Genomic DNA, 23,806 nt, shown 5'->3' with positions numbered 1-23,806 from the left:
ACTATGATATAATTGTTATTGCAAATTTCGAGCGATCGCGGTTAGCTTATGCTAGCTGAGGAAAGTCCACGCACGCACAAGCTGAGATGCTTGTAGTTTTTGTACTCAGCCCAATAAGCTGGGGGACTTGTTTTATCAAGTTACGGCGGAAAAAGCACTAAATTATTTTTGACATGTGTGACTATCCTGAAAAGTGCCACAGTGACGAAGCAGCAAGGGAAACTTTGCTGGTGGAACGAGGTAAACCCTGCAAGCGGGCAACCCAAATTTGGTAGGGGCGCTTTCGTCTAAGTAAATGAACTAAAGACGAAGTCATTTTTAATGAAGATAGATGGTCGCTGAAGATAAGGTTTAACCAGATCTTATTGGAACAGAACGTGGCTTATAGAGATTTGTAGGTTAGGGTTGAGCTTTGGCTCAACCTTTTTTTATAGAAAAATTTAGTATAGATAGAGAATAAATAATGAAAGAATATACATTATATGCGACAATGGGCGCTGGATTTGAAAGCGTTGTTGCAAAAGAATTAAATAATCTCGGCTATGAGACTAGTACCGAGAATGGACGTGTATTTTTTAAAGGTACACAAAAGGATGTTGTAAAGACCAATTTATGGCTTAGAAGTGCTGATCGAATCAAAATTTTATTAAAAGAATTCAAGGCATTTAGCTTTGATCAATTGTACGATGAAGTTTATAGCTATGATTGGGCAGAATTATTACCAGTTGATGCACAATTTCCTGTGAAGGGAAGAAGTGTTCGTAGTAAATTACACTCTGAGCCTGATGTGCAATCAATTGTTAAAAAAGCAATTGTAGATAAGCTGACCGATCAATATCGGAGACGTGGCTTTTTACCTGAAAGTGGAGCTGAGTATCCTTTAGATATTCATATTTATAAAGATGTAGCACGGTTAAGCTTAGATACAACTGGCCAGAGTTTATTTAAGCGTGGATATCGAGTTGAACATGGTGGAGCACCTTTAAAGGAAAATTTTGCAGCTGGATTAATTGAATTAACACCATTTGATGGCTCTCATCCTTTTATCGATCCTATGACTGGATCAGGCACGATTGCAATCGAAGCAGCCCTGAAGGCTAAAAATATAGCTCCAGGTATTTGGAGAAAGTTTGCTTTTGATAATTTTGACTGGTTTGATAAAAAAATTCATCCCGAATTAGTGGAAGAAGCAAAAACTAAAGAAAAACAAGAGCATGCTCCGATTTTAGCAAGCGATATTGATCAGTCAATTTTAGAAATTGCTAAGGTTAACGCACATAATGCTGGCGTGTTACAAGATATTAAATTTAAACAAGTAGCTGTAAAAGACTTTGCGACCGACTTAGAAAATGGGGTAATTATTGCTAATCCACCTTATGGTAAGCGATTGAAAGACCGCGAGGCAGCTGAAAAAATTTATGAAGAAATGGGACAAACTTTGCGTCCATTATCTTCATTTAGTCAGTATTATTTAACCTCTGATCCGCAATTTGAAAAATTCTTTGGTGCTAGAGCTACTAAAAAACGAAAATTTTACAATGGTAATTTAAGAACTGATTATTATCAATATTGGGCAAATAAGAGATAAAAATGTTAACGCAAGACAAAAAGACGAGCTTTTGGGTCATTAGTGATACTCATTTAATTGCAGATAGCTTACATGATGATGGTCAGGCTTTTTCTCAAATGCAAAAAACTAGTCAGGGCAAGGATCTTTATTATCAAGAAACTGCTCTTAGTGCTTTTGTTAGAATGGCAGAAGAAAAGAAGCCTGCAGCAATTATTGTTACGGGGGATGTAACTTTTAATGGAGAGCGGGTTTCAGCTGAGAGATTTGCGGAAATTTTTAAACCTTTGACTAAAACTAAACTTCTTGTTCTTCCTGGAAATCATGATATTTATGATGGATGGGCAAGAGAATTTCATGGTAAAAAGCAATATTATGCTGGGCAGATTAGTCCTCGAATGTGGCGTAATATTTTTAGAACTTCTTATGAAACTGCAGTTAGCGTTGATAATAGTTCATTAGCCTATAGTGTTCAGTTGAACCCAGATTATTTGTTAATCTTGGCAGATTCCAACGATTATGGAAACGAAGAATCATCTACTGCTCCAGCTACAGCAGGCTTTTTAGGTAAAGAACAAAGAAAGTGGATTAAAGAGCAGCTTCAATATGCTAGTCAGAATAACTTGCGTGTAATCTTCTGTATGCATCATAATCTTTATGCACATAATCCAGCAGTAAATAAAGGCTATGTGGTTGATGACTATCGAGAATTACGTAAATTATTAGCTCAATATAATGTAAAACTAGTTTTTTCTGGTCATATTCACGCTCAAAATATCATGTCACCGCAAAATTCATGTCCAGCAACGGAAGTTGTAACTGCATGCTTTTGTTCTAATGATCAAGGGTATGGTGTAGTTAAAGTTTCTCCAAAAGAAATTAGCTACACATGTCACCATTTTAAGATGAAAGACTATCTAACTGATAAAGAAAAGCAAAATTGGACTTTAACTCATTTTCATGATTATTTAGAAAACATTCAGTTAGGGACTATTTCTGCAGAATTAATGCAAAAAGATTTGTATCGAAATCATGATGATTTAAAGAGTGTTCGACAGATGGGGCGTCTTTTTGGTGAAATGAACTATCATTTCTTTACTGGCAAGAATCATATCGATTTTGACGAATTACAAAAACTAAAAAAGTCTGAAATCTATCAACGACTAATTTCAGAAAATCTTCAATATGAATTATATTTGCAGACTCTATATGATACTTCTGTACATGATAACTTACATGTGAAAATTAAGTATTAAAAGGCAAATTAACTAAAAAAGGCAAGTACTATATGAAATTTATAGTACTTGTCTTTTTTTAATCTTCAACTACTTGAGAATTAATATTTAAAAGTGGCTTACCATTTTTATCAAAATAAGAATCTAAGTCTCGGCACCAGATCATTGCCATTGTATGTTGACCAACGTGAACTCCAACAACTGGACCGATAATACTTTGATCAACTTTAATTTTTGGAAAACTCGTTTGATAATCATTAATCCACGCAGCTTCTCTTTCTTCATTGTCAGCATGAAAAATTGTTAGCTGAATTGGATAAGGCATGTTAGAAGTTAGGCGACTGAAATCTTTTTTAATATGATTATAAGCACGTTTATACTGTCTTTCTTTTGCAATTGCAGAAATCTTACCTTCGTTTTGAACGTCCATAGATAAGATAGGCTTGATTTTTAAAATAGAACCAACAAAGCTAGCCGCATTTGATAAACGTCCGGTTCGTTTTAAGTGATTAAGATTATCTACCATAAATCTAACATCAGTAGTATTTCGTAGATCCTTTAAGTCATGCATGATTAGATTAATATCAGCTCCAGCCTTAACTAATCGACCAGCTAAGATTGCGGCATCTGCCTCTCCAGCACATGTGATTTTACAGTCAAAGGGATGAATATTAATACGCGTTTCTTCATTTGCTACGCTTAAGACATTACTATAAAAACTAGAAATACCACTTGAGAGCGTAATAATAATTAGATCTGTATAACCCTCATTAATATTTTTTTCAACATATTTTTTAACTGTTCCGATTGATGGCTGAGAAGTGGTAGGAAGAGTTGTAGAGCTATTTAATTTTTTATAAAATTCATGAAAACCAATATCAATTAAATCAAGATATTCTTTATTGTCCCAAATAATTGGAATTGGTAGTACATCAATACCATATTTCTCACATTGTTCTTTCGTTAAATAAGATGAACTGTCAGTTAAAACGCCGATTTTCATAATATTAATTTCCTCCATATTCTTGCTTAATATTATAGTCTAGAACACAACTTTAAACAAAAACGTAAATCTGTTTTATTTTTGTTACAATAGAGATAATTAATAAATAGGGTGTGACCTAAATTCTAAATTATGAAAAAACATTTTATTTTTTTAGGAGCTGCCGGTGTAATTTATTACTCCTGGCTCTTAGCACTAATTTTTGTAGCCTTTATTGTTGGGTATGAAAGTAACAAGTCAATTAGTTATCCTGCAATTGCTTTAGGAACTATTTTCGCAATTATTGTTATTTATACCTGGCTTAATTCTTATTTTCAAAAAGAAGCAAGTGTTTATTGGTTAAAATTACCATATCGTCAAAAAATTCAGCTTCAGGACTTAAAAATTAAGTGGCAATGGAAGGCATTCGACATATATGAAGCAAGAGGTAAACTTAATACTTATTTGCTTTTAGCACTTAAGAGAAAGAAGAAATGAATTTGAAGTCAGATATCGAGATCGCTCAGAATACTAAAGAATTACCAATTACAGAAATTGCACAAAAGATAGATCTTCAGCCAGAAGAAATTGAACTTTACGGTAATGATAAAGCTAAGATTAGCTGGAGAGGTATTAACCGAATTAAGAAGAGCCAAAAACTGGGAAAGTTAATCTTAGTTACGTCAATTAGTCCTACTCCTGCCGGTGAAGGTAAATCGACCATTACTATTGGTTTGGGGGATGCTATTAGCAACCAACTCCATAAAAACACTTTAATTGCTTTAAGAGAGCCCTCAATGGGTCCTGTTTTTGGATTGAAGGGTGGAGCTACTGGTGGTGGCTATGCACAAATTATTCCGATGGAAGACATTAATTTGCATTTTACTGGAGATATGCATGCTTTAACTAGTGCAATTGATACTTTAGCTGCTTTGGTCGATAATTATATTTACCAAGACAATAGTTTAAAGTTAGATCCAAATCGGATTTTGTTGAAGCGCGGAATTGACGTTAATGATCGTACTTTAAGGAAAATCACTATCGGTCAAGGATCACGTTTTAATGGAATCGAACATGAAGCTAGCTTTGCAATTACTGTAGCCAACGAACTAATGGCTATTTTATGTTTAGCAACTGATATTAATGATTTAAAGAAGAGAATTGGAAATATTCTTGTTGGCTTTTCAGTAAAAGATGAACCTGTTTATGTTAAAGACTTAGGGTTTGAAGGAGCAATTGCTGCTTTACTATCAACTGCATTAAAGCCAAACTTAGTTCAAACGCTTGAACATACTCCAGCTATTGTTCATGGAGGTCCATTTGCTAATATTGCTCATGGTGCTAACTCAGTAATTGCTACTAACACAGCCTTACATTTAAGTGATTATGTTTTAACTGAAGCAGGTTTTGGTGCAGACCTTGGTGGTCAAAAGTTTATGGACTTTGTATCAAATCATTTAGATAAACGACCAGATGCCGTTGTAGTAGTGGCAACTGTGAGAGCATTAAAATATCAAGCTGAAGAAAGTACAGATCACTTAGATAAAGAGAACATTCCTGCTTTAGAAAAGGGATTTGCTAACTTGAAGCGTCATATGGAAAATATGGCTCATTATGGTGTACCAGTAATGGTCTTGATTAATAAATTCGCTAGTGATACTGATCAGGAATTGTCTAAATTAAAGGAATTAGTTCAAAATGATGGCTTTGACTGCGAAGTTGTTTCTTACCATGATGAAGGTTCAAGAGGCGGAATCAAGGCAGCTAAAAAAGTTGTTGAGTTAACTGGTAAAGCTAGTGACTTTACTCCTGTTTATGAGCCTGAGGATTCTGTAGAAGATAAAATCGCTAAAATTGCTCATAAGATTTATCATGCAAAGGATATCGAATATTCGGATAAGGCAAAGAAGCAATTAGCAGAAATTAAGAAGATGGGCAAAGATCAATTACCAGTAATTATTGCTAAGACGCAATATAGTTTTACCGATAAAAAGAAGATTCTTGGAGCACCAGAGGACTTTACTCTTCATGTTAAAGACCTTGCTCTTAAGAATGGTGCGGGCTTTATCGTGGTAGCAACTGGTTCAATTTTAGACATGCCAGGACTTCCTAAGCATCCTGCTGCTTTAGACATCGATGTAGACAATAATGGAAAGATTTCAGGATTATTCTAAATGAAGAGAGCTAAGCAAGTCTTATATTTAGTAATTTCTTTACTAGTGGTTGTTGCCGATCAATGGTTAAAAAACTATATTGTTACTAATTTTAAAATAGGTGACGAGAAAACTATTATTCCAGGAATTCTTTCATTTACGTATTTACAAAATGATGGAGCTGCATGGAATATTTTTAGCGGTCAAATGATCTTGTTTTACTTAATTAGTATTGCTGCAATTGCGGTGGTAGTTTATTATCTTTTTAATCCAAAATATAAAAATTGGCTTTTCGATACTGGTTTAGCCCTAGTTTTGGGAGGAATTGTCGGCAATTTTATTGATCGATTGCACTTGAAATATGTAATTGATATGCTGCAATTAGATTTTGTTCAGTTTAATATTTTCAATATTGCTGACAGTGCTATTACAGTTGGAATTGTCCTTGTTTTTATCTATTTGATATTTATAAGTGAAAAGGATTAAAGGATGAAAGTTAAATGACCGAAAATTATCAATTAGTAATTGAAAAAGAAAAAGGACGCTTAGATAAAGTGATTGCTGAAAAGATTAAAGATCTAAGCCGAACAAAAATCAAAGAGCTAGTTAACGATAAAAATATTCTAGTTAATAATAAGGCCGAGAAAGTATCATATAAGGTGCAAGCCGGTGATTTAATTGATATTACTGTTCCTCCAGCAAAACCATTATCTTTAGAGGCGCAAAATTTAAATCTTGATATTGTTTATGAAGACGCAGACGTGATTGTAGTTAATAAGCCGCAAGGGATGGTAGTTCATCCTTCCGCTGGTCATCCTGATCATACGTTAGTTAATGGTTTACTATATCACACACATGAATTAGCTGATAGTCCTGAAGGATTTCGACCAGGTATCGTTCATCGAATTGATAAGGATACTTCCGGGCTGTTGATGGTAGCTAAGAATGATAAAGCTCGTGAAAGTTTAGAAAAGCAACTAGCAGAAAAAATAAATAAGAGAGAATATTTAGCAATTGTTCATGGTAACTTTGAAACAAAAAATGGGGTTATTGATGCTCCGATTGGTAGAAATCCTAATAATCGGAAACAAATGGCAGTTAATCCTAAAGGGAAAGCTGCAGTAACTCATTTTACTGTGCTTGAACAATTTAAAGACTATAGTTTAGTTAAATGTGTTCTTGAAACAGGCAGGACTCATCAAATTAGGGTTCACATGAAATATATTGGTCATCCTTTAGCTGGAGATCCTTTATATGGACCTAAAAAGACATTGACAGGCCATGGTCAATTTCTGCATGCCGAAACTTTAGGTTTTTATCAACCATCTACACACAAATGGCTGGAGTTTTCTGCACCATTACCAGCTATTTTTGAAAAACAACTAGAAAATTTAAGACGAGAAACGAAGCATTAATTTATGAAACGATATTTAATTCTTGAAGATGGCACAGCATTTTCGGGACACGGTTTTGGTGCACCGATTACTGCTACAGGCGAACTTGCCATTCAAACTAGTAATTTTGGCTATCAGGAAGCTATTTCAGATCCTGCTAATTTTGGTAAAATCTTAGCTTTTACAACACCAATGATTGGAGGTAGTGGTATTAATGCCATCGATTACGAATCAATCGATCCAAGCGTGCGCGGAATAATTGCTAATGATATTGCCTTTCATATTTCTGCAAATCCAACTTTTCAAGACTTAAATGATTTTTTAAAGGAAAAAAGAATACCGGCAATCTATGGTGTTGATACACGGGCGTTAGTTCAAAAATTAAAAAATAAACAAGTAATCAAGGCATCAATTATGGATACCAATGATGCCCATGCATTTGATCAAATTAAGGCGCTTGTTTTGCCTAAAAATAAAACAGCTCAAATTTCTACTACGCATCCCTATGCTGCACCAAATGTTGGTAAAACTGTTGCTGTGATTGATTTAGGTTTAAAACATTCATTGCTACGATCCCTTTCATTACGCAAAATTAATAGTGTTGTTTTACCATACAATGCATCAATATATGACATTATTAATTTACGAGCAGACGCAATTGTGATTTCTAATGGACCAGGTAGGGTAGAAGAAGTTGCACCTTTTTTGAAGCCTGTTTTTGATAAATTTTATGGAAAATTACCAATTCTAGGAATTGGATTAGGCTTTCTTGCCATTAGTAATTTCTTAAATTTAGAGCTTTTAGACTTAATTCCGGCTTATAATGGTAGTAATTTTCCCGTTATTGAACAGACTAATAATCGAATTTGGCAAACGGCAATGAATATTGATCAATTAGTTGTTCCAGATAGTTTATCATTGAATCTTTCACGTAAATATTTTGACCTAAAGTCAGATTTATTAGCTGGTTTCAGTATTAAAGATGATAAAGTTTTGGCAACTGCATTCAATCCAGAAGGTTCACCAGGTAACTTTGATGCAGCTAGTATTTATGATCAGTTTTTGAATATGATGGAGTAAATTATGCCTTTACATAATGAAATTAATAAAGTTCTTGTGATTGGGGCCGGGCCAAGTATCGTTGGAGAAGTTACAGAGTTGGACATTCTAGCTAAACAAGCTTTAGCTGCATTTGAAGAAAGTAGTATTCAAGTTGTTCTAATTAATCCTAATCCAGCAACAGTAACAACTGATCCTCGTCCAGATGTAAACGTTTATCTTGAGCCAATGACGCTTCCCTTTGTGAAACGTATTATCCGAATGGAAAAGCCAGATGCTATTATTCCAGCTTTTGGAGGAAAGCCAGCCTTAAGACTTACTAAAGAGTTATTAGAATCTGGAATTTTAGCTCAAATGAACATTGAGCTATTAACCATTAATAGTTTGGCTTTAAGTTTGTCAACACCTCATAATTTTTATACTTTCCTTAAGGCAAATAAGATTGCTGTGGCTAATCAATGGATCTTAGAAAAAGAAGAAGATTTAAGACGCATAGTTGAACATGCACACTTTCCACTTCTTTTGTCAAAGAAGCAGCATTATCGTCCAGATAATATGATTTCATTGAGCAATTTAACACAATTAGAGCAGTATTTTTTGGATGAAGAAAATGACGACCATTTTAATTGGCAAGACTATCGATTAAGTGAAGATCTCTCTAATTGGGAAGAATTGATTTTTGATATTGTCCGTGATAATAATGGCAATTTCTGTTTTGTTGGTAATACTGGTAGCTTAGAACCAGTAGGTATCAATTCTTCTGATTCTTTACTAGTTACGCCCATTTTAACCAGGAATAACAATCAGATTCAAAGATTACGAAATTGTTGTCGCAAAATTGCTAATTGCCTTAATTTGCATGGTGCATTAAGTATTCATTTTGCTGTTAAACAGAGTGGTGAATCTTTTAACTATAAAGTGTTAAGTATAAAGCCACGCCTAACACAAACTAGCCTACTTTCATATAGAAGTGGTGTTTATTCAATTGGCTATGTAACTGCAAAAATTGCACTTGGATATAATTTAAATGAAATAACTGATCCGCAATCTGGTATTTCAGCCGCAGTTGATCCAGTACAAGACGCTTGCTTTGTAAAATTACCTTATTGGTCATTTACTGAAGCAGGCTATAATCACTATGCTTTAAACAATAAGACTACTTCAAGTGGACAAGCACTTGGAATAGGTCGTAATTTTGAAAGTGCATTTTTAAAAGCCTTGCAATCAACAACTGGTTTTTCTAATAATGTAACAACTTTTAATAAAGAATGTGCTAAGAGTGAAGAACAGTTACTACAAGATTTAAGTCATCCTAATGAAATGCATTTAGTAACACTTTTAGCTGCCTTAGCTAAAGGAATTAGTTATCATAAGTTACACAAACTTTTACATGTTCATTTAGTATTTTTGCAGAAATTTAATCATATTTTGATTTTATTAAAAAAGCTGCAAGCAGATGAATTAACTCCTGATTTGTTACTTAAAGTAAAAAAGAACGGTTTTTCTAATCGATTAATTGCTGAAATTATTGGACGAGAAGAAAAAGCAATTGCTGATCTATGTACAAAATGGTCAATTAAGCCAAGTTATATTGAAATTGATGGTACAGCTGGATTAATACATCCTAATATTAAGGCAGTTTATAGTAGTTATGGGATTGAGGACGAAGTAAAACCATTAGCTAATTCTAAAAAATGTCTTCTTTTAGGGCTAAAACCATTTCAGGTATCTCTAACTGGAGAATTTGATTACATGCTCTATCATGCAGCGAAAACATTGAAAGAGCAGGGAATTAGCCCAGTAATTATTAGTAATAATCCTGAAAGTGTTAGTGCTGCTTATGATGTATGTGACCGGGTTTATTTTGAACCAATTACTTTAGAAAATATTTTAGAAGTTGCTTGGAAAGAAAATATTACTGAAGTTGTAACTCAGTTTTCTGGTAAACAAATTAATCAGTATCGAATTCAGCTTTTAGAGCATGGGCTGACGATTTTAGGACAACCTAATTTAAAAGAGATTTTAAAAGAAGACCATGCTGAAGAGGTATATCAAGCAGGTGTTAATCCTGTTCCTGCTCTTCAATGTGATAATGAGAAAAATATTTTTGCTTTTGTAAAGGATAATGGTTTTCCAGCTTTGATCGGTGGTACCAGCAATGGCAAGAAACAAAAGTCTGCTGTTGTTTTTGATTTACCTGCCTTACAAAGATATATTGCCGAGAATTCATTAGAACATATAACGGTTTCTAAGTTCATTGAAGGCAAAAAATACGAAGTCACTGCTATTTCTGATGGTAAAAATGTTACTATTCCTGGAATTATTGAACATTTCGAACAAACTGGATCACATGCCAGTGACTCAATAGCTGTTTATCGCCCCCAAAACTTATCAACTAATGATCAGCGTAGGTTACGCGATAGTGCAATTAGTATTGCAACTAAATTACACTTAAGAGGACCAGTTAATTTACATTTTTTATTAGCTCATGATCAGATATACTTATTGCAAATGAAGAGTTATTCAGGCCATAATGTAGCCTTTTTAACTAAAGCTTTGAAAAGAGATATCACTGCAATTACCATGAAAGTTCTTTTGGGAAGTAAGCTGTCTGAATTAGAATTACCTAGTGACATTTGGCCATCAAATAACCTAATTCATGTTAAAATGCCTGTATTTTCTTATTTATCTTACCAAAGTGAAAATACCTTTGATTCCAAGATGAAGACGTCTGGAAGCGTAATCGGACGTGCTAAGCATTTACCAACAGCCTTATTTAAGGGGTATGAAGGTAGTGATTTAATGATTTCGACATATGGGACCGTATTTATTTCTGTTAAAGATTCTGAGAAACAGAATGCAATTAAAATAGCTGCGAGATTCCACCAGTTAGGATTTAAATTGCTTGCTACTGAGGGAACAGCTAATGTTTTAGCTGAAGAAGGTATTACAACTGGAATTATTGGAAAGGTTCAAGAGGGTAGCAATAGTTTATTAGAAAAAATTAAGCAACATCGCATTAATTTAGTCATTAACGTTACTAGTTTATCTGACTCTGCTAGTCATGATGCAATCATGATTAAGGATGCAGCTTTAAGTACGCATATTCCTGTCTTTTCTAGTTTACAATCTGCGCAAGATGTACTAACGGTGCTTGAAACCTTAGCAATGACTACACAGCCATTATAAAACTAAATATTTAAAATTATGTAAACTAGAGGAAGCATAAAAACGCTCAATTTATAGAAAATGAAATCTATAAGTTGAGCGTTTTTTATATTTTTTTACTTAAAACGTCGTGTTCATCAGGGGTTACTTCAATTGAATTTTGACCAGTATAGATAACGAAACCAGGTTTAGCTCCATTTGGTTTCTTAATTCTTTTTACTTGAACATAATCTACGGGAACATGACCAGAAGTTTTTCCTTTTGAAAAGTATGCTGCAATTTCAGCTGCTTCTTTAATGTCTTCATCGCTTGGACTGCTATCTTGTAATATTACGTGAGAGCCAGGCATGTTCTTAACATGGAACCAATAATCACGTTTGTCAGCCTTTTTTAAAGTTAACCAGTCATTTTGATAATTGCTTTTTCCAACTAATACTTTCTTTCCATCACTCAATTTGAAAGTATTCAAATTCTTTTCGCTAATTTTCTTCTTGCGTCGACGGTTGTGAGTCTGTTCTTTCAAATAACCTTGATTAATTAATTCATCCCTGATTGCATCAATATCTTGAGGATCAGCATTATCAATCGCGGTCTGAATAGAATCAAAATAATCTAAATTTTCATTGGCTACTTTTATCTGCTCGTTAACGTGTTTAATTGAATTACGTAATTTTTGATAACGAGTAAAGTATTTCTGAGCATTTCTAGCAGGAGAGAGAGCAGGATCAAGTTTTATTTTCAATGGTTGATTATTTTCATAATAATTTGGTAAGTCAATACTTTCCATGCCAGGTTTTACCTCATGAAGATAAGCATTAAGTAATTCGCCCTTGATTCGATAGCCTTCAGAATTTTCAGCTTGATCTAATTGTTTACGTAATTTAATAATTTTCTTCTTGAGCTTTTTAAGTTCATTATTAACGATATTTTCAACTTTTTTAGACTTTTGTTTTACCCATTCGCGATTAGCTTGCTCGCGGTAAAAGTTATCAAGAGTTTCGTTGATATCGTCATTAGAGTAAATCAGATTTAGCTCAAGATGATAGGGAAGATAAGTATATACTTGATCTTTATGCTTAATAGTCTGTAAAACATACCCCTTAGGTCTATTAAATTGATTAAAAAATGTTTGCAAGGAGCTATAGGAAAAGTCATCTTCTAGATAACCTGTGAATTCTTTTTTATCATCTCCATCTAAACCGTTAAATTGCTTTACAAAATCTATCGGTTCAGGATATTTTTTCTTTAAATCGTTGAAATGGTCTAAAGATAAATGAAAACCATTAAGTCCTGGTAAAAGCGGTGGTAATTCATAAGATGCATGCGGAAGTAATAAACGAGCCCGGTTTTCATCAGGATTAATTCTCTTAAGCAAGTCAATAATCTTATTATCATCAGCATTATATAAGATGACATTACTGTGACGCCCCATTAATTCAACTGATAAGATAAGTTGAATTTCGTCGCCAAGCTCATTTCGATTAGAAAAATAAAAATTAACAATTCTTTCTACGCCGACTTGCTCAATTTTTTTAAGAATTGAACCTTCTAAGTATTTACGTAGAACCATGACAAAAGTGGGGGCAACATCAGGATTTGTAATTGTATCTGTTGTAATATAAAAACGCGGATTTTGAGCATTTGCAGAAATTAATAGACGTTGATTTGTACGATCTTTTCTAAAATTTAAAACTAAGTCTTGTTCGAATGGTTGATAGATTTTTGTAAGCTTTCCTCCAGTTAAAGTAGGATAGAGATTTTGTAAAAGACTATGAATAAATAAGCCATCAAAAGCCATAAGTGTCCTCCTTAAAAATAGTATATATATTATACTCTTTAATACTATAAATTTCCTTAGTTACCAATTACGCGATTTTTTCACAAATATTGTTAAATTTTCACAAGTCTTGTGAAAATTTAAATTATGTCTTAGAATTATTGTTGATTAGACAAAATGGGAAATATAAGCATAGGTGGTAAATAAAAATGGATGTCCTAATATTTAATAGTGTTAGTGAAAGTATTAAGCGGGCGATTAATAAAAAATGTGGGTTAAATCTTTCTCAAACTCGTTTATTACTTTTCTTCGACCGTCATCAGAATGAAACATTGACGATGGGAGAATTAGCACAAGCACTAAGTATATCGCTTTCTACCTTAAGTAGACAAATTAAGCAGAAAAAAACTGCTGCTTTAATTCAAGTTGAACGTTCAAAGAAGGATTCTAGTAAATCTTTAAATTTGAATGCTGAAGGATTAGCCAAAGCCCAGGAACTAAAAGATGTTTTAAGACAAATTGAGGCGCAGGTTTTTTCTACTTGGAGTCAAGAAAAAATTCAAGATTTTGATAGTAAGATGCAAATTGTTGTTAACAACTTAATGGCAGATGAGTTATAAATCAACGATTATATTTAAAAAACAATTGATTTTATGATATAATTTCATTTTGATAAGTAGTATTGCAGCATGCAACTTAATGCTGCCATTTTAATTTTAAGGTAGGTTTTCACACGTGAAGATAGCACTCATTACAGATAGTACTAGTGATATAAGCCCAGAAGAAGCCAAGGCCAACGATATTACTGTAGTACCAATCCCAGTTATCATTGGAGATAAGCAATATATGGATGGGATAGATATTACTGCGGAAAAACTTTTTGAGCTAGAACGCGATGGAGCACCTTTTCCGAAGACTTCGCAACCTAGTCCAGGTACTATGCTTGAACTATGTCAGAAATTAAAAGATGAAGGCTATGAAGCAATTATCGCTATTCCATTAACGTCAGGTATTTCCGGTTTCTACAATAGCTTAGTTAACTTAGCACATAATCATCCTGAATTTAATCTTTACCCTTATGATCCAGCAATGACAGTTCGTTCAATGGGAAACTTAGTACTTGCAGCCGCCAAAATGATTAAAAATGGGTGGGAACCTAAAGAAATTTTAGCTAAGCTTGATGAAATCAGAGATACAATCGATGTTTTATTTGTTGTAGATGACTTAAATAATTTAGTTCGTGGTGGCAGATTAAGTGATGCGAGCGCCTTTATTGGTACTATGCTTCAAATTAAGCCACTGTTAACATTTAAAAAAGATGATTATCAAATTGTAAGCTTTGATAAAGTACGTTCAATGAAGCGTGCGGTAAAGAAAGCAGAAAATATCACTATTGAACGAATAAATAATTCACCAATTAAAGATAAAATAGCATTAACCGTTTATAATTCAAATGACTTAGAACAAGCTACTAAGGTTAAAGATGATTTTCAAGCCGCTTTCCCTAATATGACCATCAAAATGTTCAATTTTAGTTCTGTGATTGCCACATATTTAGGAGAGAAATCTCTTGGTATTACTTGGATGGCAGACATTGATAAAATGGACTTTAGTAAAAAATAATCATATGAAAAATAGGAGAGTTAGAGTTGCTTTCCTATTTTTTTAATAAATAAAGAAAAACTAAAGTGAGAGTGAACTAAATTAATGAAAAATAAATTTTTAAAAATTTTAGGCTTAGTCGCAGGGGTAGGATTTACGTTAGTAATAGTCTTTCAAGTGATTTTAGCAATGAATACGAGCGCTATCAAAAATTCAACTCCCGCAACTGTTAACTCAGCTACAAGTAATAGTAGTGATAAAGAAATTATTGCTGAAGCATTAAATACTGATTTTAAGAGTTACAAATTTAAAGTAAAGAATTCACCTGGAATTGAGGCTACTAGAACTTGGTCAGGCAAATATCAAAATGACCCGCTTAAAGCACAAGCTAAAGTAGATAAGACTTCTATGTGGCTAAATGAAGATAAGGTATATCAGAAGATGTGGGATAATACCGGAAGTCCAAAATGGAAGGCTTCATCTACAATGACGCCTAACAAGGTAGTCAGTCAGTTTGATCCAGCTATTATCTTAAGTGGAAGTAAAGCAATTAAGAATGATATGAAACTGAAAAAATCTGGCTCTGTTTATCGTGTTAGCTATAGCGGAAGTAGTTTACGTTTCTGGAATAAAACCCACAAGAAGCTAATTAAAAAGCTTAAGGGTAATGCTTCAGGTCTTGATAACGAAGGTGCACTTAAGCGACTAAAAGTTGAATATACTTTAAAAGAAAAAAGTGGACACCTAGTTTTGACTAGTTTTTCATTTTATTTGCGTTTTGCTTATGCTGGTTATAATATCTCGCAAGAGGGTACGTATTCAGAAATCAATGCTATTAAAGTAAGTACACCTAATGCATTAAAATCGAAGTCCTCTACCAAGAAGAGCCACAGAGTGTACCATCCAAAAGCTGATGATAGTTTTGATATCAATATAGATTCAGAAAACTCACATTCTTCTCAATCTAGTCAATCAAGTTCAAGCTCAAGTAGTCAGCAATCTAGTTCATCACAAAGTAGTAAATCTGAAGAGCATAATGATGCTAAGCAAGATTCACAAAACCAAAGTAACGCAACAAGCCAGTCATCAGACAATAAAGAATCTAACCAACAGTCGCAAAACAATAATACAAATACTAATAATCAACAAGGGCAAAATCAAAATAATCAGCAGCCTGCATCAGATCAGAGTCATTAGAAATAGATAATTTAAAAAGCTTTGAAAAATCCAATTTGGAATTTCAAAGCTTTTTTTACTGGACTAAACTTATTTTTCATTTTTTATAGAATTACGTAATAATTTAAGAAATAAACGCGCAACGTTTGATAGTTGAACTCGTGAATTCCAAATTAACCGATTATGATCAATTATTTTGGGTTGAAGTGGAATAAAACAAAGATTGCTCTCCGGGGAAAGTGAAAGTAAATCTTTATAAATTAGTAGGCAATATAGTCCTTTTTCTACTAGATATTGCAGATTATCAGGTAAATTAAATGTGGCTACGATATTTAATTTTTGCGGATCAGTACACCAATCTCTAAAGTTATCAGAATCAGCTGTATGCTTAGAAATAATAAGTGGATATTTCTGAAGGTCTTCAGGGACAATATATGGTTGCTTGGCAAGAGGATGATATTTACTTACAATTATTCCATATTCATTATTTTCAGGAAGCGTAAGGCTATTAAAGTTCTGAGTCGTGTCATATTGTCCCATTGTAATTCCAAAGTCTAAAATACCACGCTCAATTTTCCCTTCGATCATAGAAGAATTCCCATTAAAAACATGAATTTTTACTTGAGGGTAATTTTTAACAATATTATTTACAATATCCATTACACGCTTAATTGCAATACTTTCTCCAGCTCCAATATATAATTCACCAGAAATGATTTTAGAATGTTTTAAATTTTGTTGTGTCTTATTAGCTAAAGAAATAATTTCTTCAGCATGTTCTTGAAGATAATAGCCTTCCTGAGTTAACGTAATTTCTTGATGTCCGCGGTAAAACAAGGTTACACCAAGTTCTTCTTCTAGATTTTTTAACTGTCTTGACAAGGATGGCTGACTAATATGAAGAGAATTAGCAGCTTTTGATATATTTTTTTCTTCGCAAACTGCCAGAAAGTATCTTAAAACTCTTAACTCCATAAGTGATACCTCTCATTTTTAATATAAACTATCATATTTATTATAATTAAAATAGTACTATACTTAAATTAATCTTGATTCTTATGTCTATTGATCTTATTGAGAGCAGCTTTTTGCTTTTTTTGATCTACGTGAGTATACAAGTCAGTTGCCGTAGTTCCTTTTTGACCTAATTGTTGTGCTACGAGAACTTGATCTTTAGTTACTTCGTACAGCTCACTGGCCAAAGTATGGCGTAATTTATGCGGTGTTAGAGGTTTTCCAAAAGCAGCAGAATATTTATTGACCATCTTTTCAACAGCATTTGCAGTCATTCTTCTGGTTTTTCCATGCCATCTGGTTAAAAAGAAGGCTATATCATCTCTATCTGCATGGTAGCGATCGGCACGTATTTCTTGATATTTTTTTAAATAAGGAATAGTCCAGTCAGCAATCGGGACACTATCTTTTTGACCACCTTTTCTAATCACATCAAGCATTTCATCTTTTAGGTTAATGTTACGAACATTCACACTAACACATTCTGAAACTCTAATTCCTGTACCTAAAATCAATGCAATAATAGCTATGTCACGTTCATGATTTTTTTTGAAAGACGGTAGAGACTGTTTATTACATTTATGATCGTATTCATTTTCAATAAAATCTAAAAATTGATATTTTAAATCACCCATGTACATATGAGATTCTAGAACATGAGCTCGGTAATTCAATGTCTTAGTATCATTCAACGAATTAATTTTTAACATGACATTACGATCAAAGTATGGTTCTCCATGATTATTGTCTGAGGTAATTGTTAAAAATTTATATAAAGAACGCAGGGCATTAATTGATCGATTAATTGTAGTAGGTGAGTTTAATCGTCCTTGTTGATTTTTTGTGTGTTTAAGATGATGAATATAAAGCATAACATCATTTCGTTGCATGTCTTCTAGTGTCACTAGTTCAATTTCTTTGTTGGAAGAAGCTGTAGATAATTTATTTTGTCTCAACCAATCAAAAAAGCGACGAATTTCTGTTAAATATTGGTATGTTGTAGTTAATGAATGAGTGGTGCCAAGATTATATTCTTTTATAAAATCAGGCATATTCGCCAACTCTTGTTTAATTAAGGATAAATATTTGTTAGTTTCCAATTTATAGTCTCCTCGAACATAGGTTTGTATATATTATATCTTATTTAAGCAATTTAGTCTTGTCCCCTAATCTTTTCTAAGTAGGAGAGGGGGGAGAGTATCCATAAGTAAGAAGAAATTAGATAAATAATAACCTGAAAATGTAGAAGTTAGTTTACAGATTGCTAGGAGGAACATAACTAAAATTGGAATGCGAAAATTCTAAGGTAATTTGATAATTGATGAACTGAAAAGTTACTTTAAATTAATTTTGCTAATTTCACGATAATTAAGGGGTTGATTATATATTTAAAATTTGATTGAAAGTAGTATTTATGAGCTATATATTTACTAACTGAGACGTTAAGGCTGTATAAATGTTTGGATTTAATTAGAGGAGACCGGGATATAATTTCTAATTAAACATCAAATCAATTCACGGGAATTTTTTGCTGAAACTTACAGCTTTTTGGTATGTATGAGGAGGTTTTTTCTTAGTATTTTGAAGACATCGATAAGACACTAATCAAGTGTAATTTTAAAGGTAAAAATAGAATTTTATAATAATTAAATGTAATTTGTAAGCATTAATTATCAGCAAAACATTGATGTTTCGGGAGAGTCTCTTATACCTTTCATTAAAATTATTGTTTTAATGAAAGACCATTACGTATATATTGATAATTCTAGACTTTAATTTTAATAAGAAAATAAATTAAAATACCCGCAATAACAATTGATAGATAAAAATTATTATGACCAGGTTTACTATGATTATGCTTTATCTCTTTTTACCTTTTATTTTGAATGTTTCATAATAATTTTAAGAAATATTCAACTTAGTATCTAGCATATCCGAACTAACATGATCTAATTAAAAGCTTACTGGATTTAGATGAAAGAAATGTGCCATGAACAAAAAAGTTTCGCATCCAGTAATTTATGAGTTCTTATAGCTAACAACTTAACAACTATTAATCAAGAACCATTTTAAAAGACGTAGAATCGTCATCTCAACACTAAAGAAAATGCTTTTTAATAATCTAATCTGATTAATTGATAAAAATCTTTAGCTTAGAATTTTCAGCTGATTAATTGTGAAATAAGGGGTAAGCAGAATTTCTGACTGTAAAAAGATTAATGTGTTCTAATTGAAATGTTAGTAAATTTAAAAAGTAACTTTTGATAAATAGTAGATAATTAGTTGATTGATGGTTGGGCTGGTGATTGTGATTAATTACAAATATGATATATTTTTATGTTATACTTTACATAATATATATTACACGAAGTATAGTCAAGATGAACTAAGCTACTCTCTTTTATAAGTAAAAAAACTTTGAGTTTTATCATTCTCAAAGTTTCTCTATTAATTATTCATTTTTAGAAAAAGATAGTTTCTTTCTTTTATTTAAAGAGATCGTATAAACGATATTGATTGCTCCTAAAAGTAAAACAGCAAACCAAATAGTTTTTAAAACAAAGATCTTTTGGAGCAATGCTGATACAATTGCACCAAGTGCAAATGCAATAACCAAGAACATATAGTTAACAGCTGCGTTATGCTGTGACTTATCTTCACCAAAGAAATATGCGCTCCAAGCAACTACAGATTTTTTTAAGTTGCCAGTTGTGAATGCATTATTATATCCCATACCTTCAATTTTACTAAATGATGCATTCTGAACCGCTAAACCAAACGCAATTACCGGAACTACATAATAATTTGGTAAGTTTTTAGGAACGAAACCAACGCCCAAGCAAATAAATAGAATTGGAAATAAACAAAATACACGCCAATAATTACTTTTTACATACTTATGAAAAAGTCCAACAAGTAGTAATCCTAAGGTAAAAGCAATAAACGTTGTTGCCCTGTTTAACATACCTGCAATATTATGGTCAGCAAATGCTGACGCAAAGAAGATGACGTTTCCTGTCTGTCCAGCAGATAAAGTATGTCCCCGTTGAATATAAGTATAGGCATCAATAAATCCCGCAGAAAAAGTCAATGCTGTAGCTAAAATACGCGATTCAGATGGACGATATTTTTCATCTGAAAATATACCCATGATTAACCTCCAAGTTATAGTGAAAACAAATTAAAAACATGATCAATTTAGACCATGTTTAATTTGTTTAATCTTCAATATGAATACTCTTAATAATCACATCTTCTTTTGGCTTATCATTTGCTTTGTCACGTGGAACCTTTGCAATTTCATCAACAACATCCATACCTTTGATCACTTGACCAAAAACAGTATGGCGACCATCAAGCCACGGTGTTCCACCTTGCTTGTATGCCTTAACTAATTCTTTAGGATAACCTGCAGCATCCATTTCTTTAATCATGCGTTTAGGTACGTTTTTATTTTGAACAATAAAGAATTGGCTGCCATTTGTATTAGGCCCAGAATTAGCCATGGAAAGCGCACCACGTACATTGAATAATTTATTTGAAAATTCATCTTCAAAAGGATGTCCCCAGATACTTTCGCCACCAGTACCGTCACCCTTTGGATCACCGCCCTGGATCATGAAATCACTAATTACTCTGTGAAAAGTAGTGCCATCATAATAGCCTTTTTTAGCTAAACGGACAAAATTTTCAACAGTCATTGGAGCTTCTTTTTCAAATAATTGAATTTTAATATCTCCATGATTTGTTTGAATTAAGGCTTTTGGACCTTTTGCATTTTCTAGGTCTAATTGTGGATATTCCATGTTAATCCTCCTGAATTTATACTATTCTAATTCATTTTACACTTTATTTAACTACACTTCATTAGTCTGCGTCTTCTTTCAAGTAATTTTTGATTGCAGCTAGCATAATTTGACCATAGGATTTAAGCTTAGCTTGACCTACTCCTGAAATATTTAAAAATTCTGCTTGTGTCTTAGGTTTTTGCAGTGCCATTTCTCTTAAAGACTTATCTGAAAAGATATAAAAAGCTGGTATCCCCTGTTTTTTAGCTAAATCTAAACGAACTTCTTTTAAGCGAAAAAATAAGTCATTCTCTTCTTTCGGAATTTGATTATAGGTTTGACTTAATTTTTCTATTTTTTTAGAAATCTTTTTATTATCTAAAACGTCCCATCCTAAGTTAGTCACATGAACTACTGGATATTGACTATCAGTCAGTTGTAAATAATTATGGCTAATTAGATAGTTTATTAAGTTTATGACCCTACTCTTTCCAATCTTTAAACTGCCATAATGCCTTAAATGAGCTGCATCGATTTCTCTCATGCGTTGATTATTTGCTCCTGAAACTACATCAGCAACTACAGTCTTGCCAAAACGACCATCTAATTCATAAATAGTTGCAATAATGTTTTTACTTTCTGACGTAATGTCTTTTTCAATAAAGGTTCCTAAACAGTTAGAGCACTTACCACAGGGCTCACACCTTTGTCCAAAATAGCTGACGATAAACTGTTGTAAACACTCTGTGGTATTAACATATTTAGTAATCATAGCTAGTTTTTGATACTGTATTTTTTGATATTCATCAGCTAAATCAGATTGTTCAATAAACCAACGATAGAGCCGGATATCTTTAGGATGATAGATTAGGATACTCTCACAACGCTCACCGTCTCTACCTGCTCTGCCAGCTTCTTGATAATACGATTCTAAGTTTGGTGTACTGTTAGCATGAATTACAAAGCGCACATTTCTTTTGTCAATCCCCATTCCAAAAGCATTAGTAGCAACTATCACTTGTACTTTATCGAATTGAAAAGCATCTTGTACATCTGATCTCTCTTCATTAGAAAGACCAGCATGGTAACTAGCTGTTAGAATACCATTTTGAGCTAAATAGTCAGTTAATTCTTCAACATGTTTTCTTGTACTGGCATATATAATTCCGGATTCATTAGGGTGCTTTTTAATATAGTCTAAAAGATACAAGTTAGTATTTTTAGGATTATCCACTACCTTGAAACTTAGATTTGGCCCTGCAAATGAAGTAATAACATAATTTTTATTAGGTATCTGCAATTGTTCTGATATGTCTTTTTGAACTGAGGGTGTGGCAGTTGCAGTTAAGGCCAAAATATTCGGATTACTCTTAATTGATTTGACGCCATCCATTATTTGGCGATACGCTGGTCGAAAATCATGTCCCCACTGTGAAATACAATGTGCTTCATCGACTGCTACTAATGAAATATCTAAGAAGTTTAGCTGATAGCGAAAATAATCCATTGCTAATCGCTCAGGAGTCACATACAGAAGCTTTATTTTGCCTTCATATGCTTGTCTTAAAATTGGATTTACTTCTTCTTGAGGAGTCGCCGAATTTAGGGCTGCCGCATTAATACCATTTTGCTTTAAGGAATCAATTTGGTCTTTCATTAGCGAAATTAAGGGAGAAATTACTAAAGTCAAACCGGAATTAACTAAGGCGGGAATTTGATAGCACATTGATTTTCCTGCACCAGTTGGCATTACTGCTAGAACATTTTCTCCTTTAAGAACTAAATCAATAACTTTTTCTTGTCCTGGGCGAAATGTTGTGTAGCCAAATACATCTTTTAATACTTGTAATGATTTCATTTTTCCTAATTAAATAAAAAAACAAGTATGAAAGATCATACCTGTCTTTTCTAAAATTGAACTAAATAATAACTTAAGCTTCAAAAGCATTAGTTAATGGAGGAACAACTTGCTTCTTTCTTGAAACAACACCTGGTAACTTAACTTCTGAATCTGACAATTTAGTATTAAATGCCTTTTCAAACTTAGCTTTTGATTCATCACTACCTACTACTAAAGCTTCTGAATCTGAATCAAGAATATTAGTAATCAAAAGCATGAACATATCGTAGCCTTCACTCTTTGAAGCTTCATCCATAGCCTTTAAGAAAGCTTCTTTACGCTCTAAAGCCTCTGGCAAGTCAACAACATTAATTTGTGCTACACGAACGTTGCTGCCATTTAATTCAAAGCTCTTAGCGTCTAAATCGATTAAGTCTTCTTCTGACTTATCAGCAATATTGGTACCAGCTTTTAGCATTTTAAGACCATATTCTTTGTAGTTAACACCAGCAATGTTGGCTAAAGCTTCTACAGCTTCTTTGTCTTGATCTGTAGTAGTTGGTGATTTTAATAATAAAGTATCTGAAATAATAGCTGAGAGCATAATTCCAGCAATATCTTGTGGAATTTCAATTTCTTTTTCGTTGTACATCTGCCACATAATTGTACTTGTACAACCAACTGGAGCTGCACGGTAGTATAAAGGATCAGCGGTATTAAAGTTCATGATACGGTGGTGATCTACTACGTGAGTCACTTTAACTTTATCAATGTCAGAAACACTTTGTTGAGGTTCATTGTGGTCAACAAGCATAACTGCATCAACTTCGTTTGAAGCAGTTTTAATTACACGAGGTGCAGTAAAACCGAATTTATTCAAGGCATACTTAGTTTCATCGTTAGCTTCGCCCAAAGCGACTGCTTCAGTATCGTAACCTAATTTATTTTGTAAGTATGAGTATGCAATTGCAGTTCCGATTGCATCTGTATCAGGATTTTGGTGACCAAAAATCAATTCTTTTGCCATTATATAGAGCTCCTTTAAAATTAT

19 protein-coding genes and 1 other RNA gene are annotated in these 23,806 nt (G+C 33.0%); 12 read left to right on the top strand and 8 right to left on the bottom strand.

Going from position 1 to position 23,806, the window contains the following annotated elements; genetic code table 11:
- Positions 1–23: 23 nt before the first annotated feature.
- The 3 genes from rnpB to AB5359_RS02850 all read left to right on the top strand — a co-directional run bounded on the left by rnpB (position 24) and on the right by AB5359_RS02850 (position 2,823).
- Positions 24–390, top strand: an RNA gene (rnpB, locus tag AB5359_RS02860) — RNase P RNA component class B.
- Positions 391–463: 73 nt separating this feature from the next.
- On the top strand, positions 464–1,588 hold the full coding sequence (locus AB5359_RS02855; RefSeq protein ID WP_003648860.1) for a class I SAM-dependent RNA methyltransferase: 1,125 nt from the start codon (positions 464–466) through the stop codon (positions 1,586–1,588).
- A gap of 2 nt (positions 1,589–1,590) precedes the next feature.
- Positions 1,591–2,823, top strand: coding sequence for a metallophosphoesterase (locus AB5359_RS02850; protein ID WP_048686986.1), 1,233 nt, complete (start codon positions 1,591–1,593; stop codon positions 2,821–2,823).
- Positions 2,824–2,881: 58 nt separating this feature from the next.
- On the opposite strand, the gene AB5359_RS02845 is transcribed toward AB5359_RS02850, so the two are convergent.
- A complete protein-coding gene (locus AB5359_RS02845) occupies positions 2,882–3,805 on the bottom strand; it encodes a DegV family protein (RefSeq protein WP_368280196.1) in 924 nt (307 codons plus the stop codon).
- A 132-nt stretch (positions 3,806–3,937) separates the two neighbouring features.
- Here AB5359_RS02845 and AB5359_RS02840 point away from each other — a divergent pair, with 132 nt between their 5' ends.
- Genes AB5359_RS02840 through AB5359_RS02815 form a run of 6 tightly spaced genes read left to right on the top strand, consistent with a single transcriptional unit; the run spans position 3,938 to position 11,579 of the window.
- Positions 3,938–4,282 carry a hypothetical protein gene (locus tag AB5359_RS02840; protein WP_020807368.1) on the top strand — a complete coding sequence of 115 codons (345 nt, stop codon included), beginning with the start codon at positions 3,938–3,940 and terminating at the stop codon, positions 4,280–4,282.
- Positions 4,279–5,958 (top strand): formate--tetrahydrofolate ligase, encoded by a 1,680-nt coding sequence (locus AB5359_RS02835; protein WP_048686991.1) that lies wholly within the window; start codon positions 4,279–4,281, stop codon positions 5,956–5,958. Before AB5359_RS02840 ends, AB5359_RS02835 begins: the two co-directional genes overlap by 4 nt.
- On the top strand, positions 5,959–6,423 hold the full coding sequence (lspA, locus tag AB5359_RS02830; RefSeq protein WP_003648855.1) for a signal peptidase II: 465 nt from the start codon (positions 5,959–5,961) through the stop codon (positions 6,421–6,423).
- Between the two features lie 14 nt (positions 6,424–6,437).
- Complete coding sequence (locus AB5359_RS02825) at positions 6,438–7,352, top strand: RluA family pseudouridine synthase (protein WP_039156585.1); 915 nt, start codon at positions 6,438–6,440, stop codon at positions 7,350–7,352.
- Between the two features lie 3 nt (positions 7,353–7,355).
- A complete protein-coding gene (locus AB5359_RS02820; RefSeq protein ID WP_003648853.1) occupies positions 7,356–8,411 on the top strand; it encodes a carbamoyl phosphate synthase small subunit in 1,056 nt (351 codons plus the stop codon).
- Positions 8,412–8,414: 3 nt separating this feature from the next.
- Positions 8,415–11,579 carry a carbamoyl phosphate synthase large subunit gene (locus tag AB5359_RS02815; RefSeq protein ID WP_048686993.1) on the top strand — a complete coding sequence of 1,055 codons (3,165 nt, stop codon included), beginning with the start codon at positions 8,415–8,417 and terminating at the stop codon, positions 11,577–11,579.
- Positions 11,580–11,664: 85 nt separating this feature from the next.
- Here AB5359_RS02815 and AB5359_RS02810 read toward each other — a convergent pair whose 3' ends face one another.
- The gene (locus AB5359_RS02810; RefSeq protein WP_077410380.1) at positions 11,665–13,356 is read right to left on the bottom strand and encodes an NFACT family protein; all 1,692 of its coding nucleotides are present in this window, start codon (positions 13,354–13,356) and stop codon (positions 11,665–11,667) included.
- 188 nt (positions 13,357–13,544) lie between these two features.
- Between AB5359_RS02810 and AB5359_RS02805 the strand changes: the two genes are divergently transcribed.
- The 3 genes from AB5359_RS02805 to AB5359_RS02795 all read left to right on the top strand — a co-directional run bounded on the left by AB5359_RS02805 (position 13,545) and on the right by AB5359_RS02795 (position 16,134).
- Positions 13,545–13,955 (top strand): MarR family winged helix-turn-helix transcriptional regulator, encoded by a 411-nt coding sequence (locus AB5359_RS02805; RefSeq protein ID WP_003648850.1) that lies wholly within the window; start codon positions 13,545–13,547, stop codon positions 13,953–13,955.
- A gap of 115 nt (positions 13,956–14,070) precedes the next feature.
- A complete protein-coding gene (locus tag AB5359_RS02800) occupies positions 14,071–14,958 on the top strand; it encodes a DegV family protein (RefSeq protein ID WP_368287192.1) in 888 nt (295 codons plus the stop codon).
- A gap of 84 nt (positions 14,959–15,042) precedes the next feature.
- On the top strand, positions 15,043–16,134 hold the full coding sequence (locus AB5359_RS02795) for a hypothetical protein (RefSeq protein ID WP_048686999.1): 1,092 nt from the start codon (positions 15,043–15,045) through the stop codon (positions 16,132–16,134).
- A 69-nt stretch (positions 16,135–16,203) separates the two neighbouring features.
- On the opposite strand, the gene AB5359_RS02790 is transcribed toward AB5359_RS02795, so the two are convergent.
- The 6 genes from AB5359_RS02790 to AB5359_RS02765 all read right to left on the bottom strand — a co-directional run bounded on the left by AB5359_RS02790 (position 16,204) and on the right by AB5359_RS02765 (position 23,782).
- Positions 16,204–17,088, bottom strand: a complete 885-nt coding sequence (locus tag AB5359_RS02790) for a LysR family transcriptional regulator (RefSeq protein WP_048687001.1) — start codon at positions 17,086–17,088, stop codon at positions 16,204–16,206.
- 68 nt (positions 17,089–17,156) lie between these two features.
- Positions 17,157–18,227, bottom strand: a complete 1,071-nt coding sequence (gene xerS / locus AB5359_RS02785) for a tyrosine recombinase XerS (RefSeq protein WP_368280192.1) — start codon at positions 18,225–18,227, stop codon at positions 17,157–17,159.
- 1,352 nt (positions 18,228–19,579) lie between these two features.
- A complete protein-coding gene (locus AB5359_RS02780; RefSeq protein ID WP_368280191.1) occupies positions 19,580–20,278 on the bottom strand; it encodes a YoaK family protein in 699 nt (232 codons plus the stop codon).
- A 67-nt stretch (positions 20,279–20,345) separates the two neighbouring features.
- A complete protein-coding gene (locus tag AB5359_RS02775; RefSeq protein ID WP_020807357.1) occupies positions 20,346–20,933 on the bottom strand; it encodes a peptidylprolyl isomerase in 588 nt (195 codons plus the stop codon).
- A 61-nt stretch (positions 20,934–20,994) separates the two neighbouring features.
- The gene (gene recQ / locus AB5359_RS02770) at positions 20,995–22,773 is read right to left on the bottom strand and encodes a DNA helicase RecQ (RefSeq protein ID WP_368287191.1); all 1,779 of its coding nucleotides are present in this window, start codon (positions 22,771–22,773) and stop codon (positions 20,995–20,997) included.
- A 73-nt stretch (positions 22,774–22,846) separates the two neighbouring features.
- Entirely contained in the window at positions 22,847–23,782 is a 936-nt protein-coding gene (locus tag AB5359_RS02765) for a manganese-dependent inorganic pyrophosphatase (protein ID WP_003647301.1), read from the bottom strand.
- Positions 23,783–23,806: the final 24 nt, after the last annotated feature.

Source organism: Lactobacillus sp. RTP31084st1_F9_RTP31084_210423, assembly GCF_040919545.1.
Classification (GTDB): domain Bacteria; phylum Bacillota; class Bacilli; order Lactobacillales; family Lactobacillaceae; genus Lactobacillus; species Lactobacillus paragasseri.
This window is presented reverse-complemented; position numbering and strand designations above follow the sequence as displayed.

What these genes read in the sequence shown, in the direction of transcription:
- AB5359_RS02855 (WP_003648860.1), top strand. Translation starts at nt 464, where the DNA reads ATGAAAGAATATACATTATATGCGACAATGGGCGCTGGATTTGAAAGC.
- AB5359_RS02850 (WP_048686986.1), top strand. Translation starts at nt 1,591, where the DNA reads ATGTTAACGCAAGACAAAAAGACGAGCTTTTGGGTCATTAGTGATACT.
- AB5359_RS02845 (WP_368280196.1), bottom strand. Translation starts at nt 3,805, where the DNA reads ATGAAAATCGGCGTTTTAACTGACAGTTCATCTTATTTAACGAAAGAA.
- AB5359_RS02840 (WP_020807368.1), top strand. Translation starts at nt 3,938, where the DNA reads ATGAAAAAACATTTTATTTTTTTAGGAGCTGCCGGTGTAATTTATTAC.
- AB5359_RS02835 (WP_048686991.1), top strand. Translation starts at nt 4,279, where the DNA reads ATGAATTTGAAGTCAGATATCGAGATCGCTCAGAATACTAAAGAATTA.
- lspA (WP_003648855.1), top strand. Translation starts at nt 5,959, where the DNA reads ATGAAGAGAGCTAAGCAAGTCTTATATTTAGTAATTTCTTTACTAGTG.
- AB5359_RS02825 (WP_039156585.1), top strand. Translation starts at nt 6,438, where the DNA reads ATGACCGAAAATTATCAATTAGTAATTGAAAAAGAAAAAGGACGCTTA.
- AB5359_RS02820 (WP_003648853.1), top strand. Translation starts at nt 7,356, where the DNA reads ATGAAACGATATTTAATTCTTGAAGATGGCACAGCATTTTCGGGACAC.
- AB5359_RS02815 (WP_048686993.1), top strand. Translation starts at nt 8,415, where the DNA reads ATGCCTTTACATAATGAAATTAATAAAGTTCTTGTGATTGGGGCCGGG.
- AB5359_RS02810 (WP_077410380.1), bottom strand. Translation starts at nt 13,356, where the DNA reads ATGGCTTTTGATGGCTTATTTATTCATAGTCTTTTACAAAATCTCTAT.
- AB5359_RS02805 (WP_003648850.1), top strand. Translation starts at nt 13,545, where the DNA reads ATGGATGTCCTAATATTTAATAGTGTTAGTGAAAGTATTAAGCGGGCG.
- AB5359_RS02795 (WP_048686999.1), top strand. Translation starts at nt 15,043, where the DNA reads ATGAAAAATAAATTTTTAAAAATTTTAGGCTTAGTCGCAGGGGTAGGA.
- AB5359_RS02790 (WP_048687001.1), bottom strand. Translation starts at nt 17,088, where the DNA reads ATGGAGTTAAGAGTTTTAAGATACTTTCTGGCAGTTTGCGAAGAAAAA.
- AB5359_RS02780 (WP_368280191.1), bottom strand. Translation starts at nt 20,278, where the DNA reads ATGGGTATATTTTCAGATGAAAAATATCGTCCATCTGAATCGCGTATT.
- AB5359_RS02775 (WP_020807357.1), bottom strand. Translation starts at nt 20,933, where the DNA reads ATGGAATATCCACAATTAGACCTAGAAAATGCAAAAGGTCCAAAAGCC.
- recQ (WP_368287191.1), bottom strand. Translation starts at nt 22,773, where the DNA reads ATGAAATCATTACAAGTATTAAAAGATGTATTTGGCTACACAACATTT.
- AB5359_RS02765 (WP_003647301.1), bottom strand. Translation starts at nt 23,782, where the DNA reads ATGGCAAAAGAATTGATTTTTGGTCACCAAAATCCTGATACAGATGCA.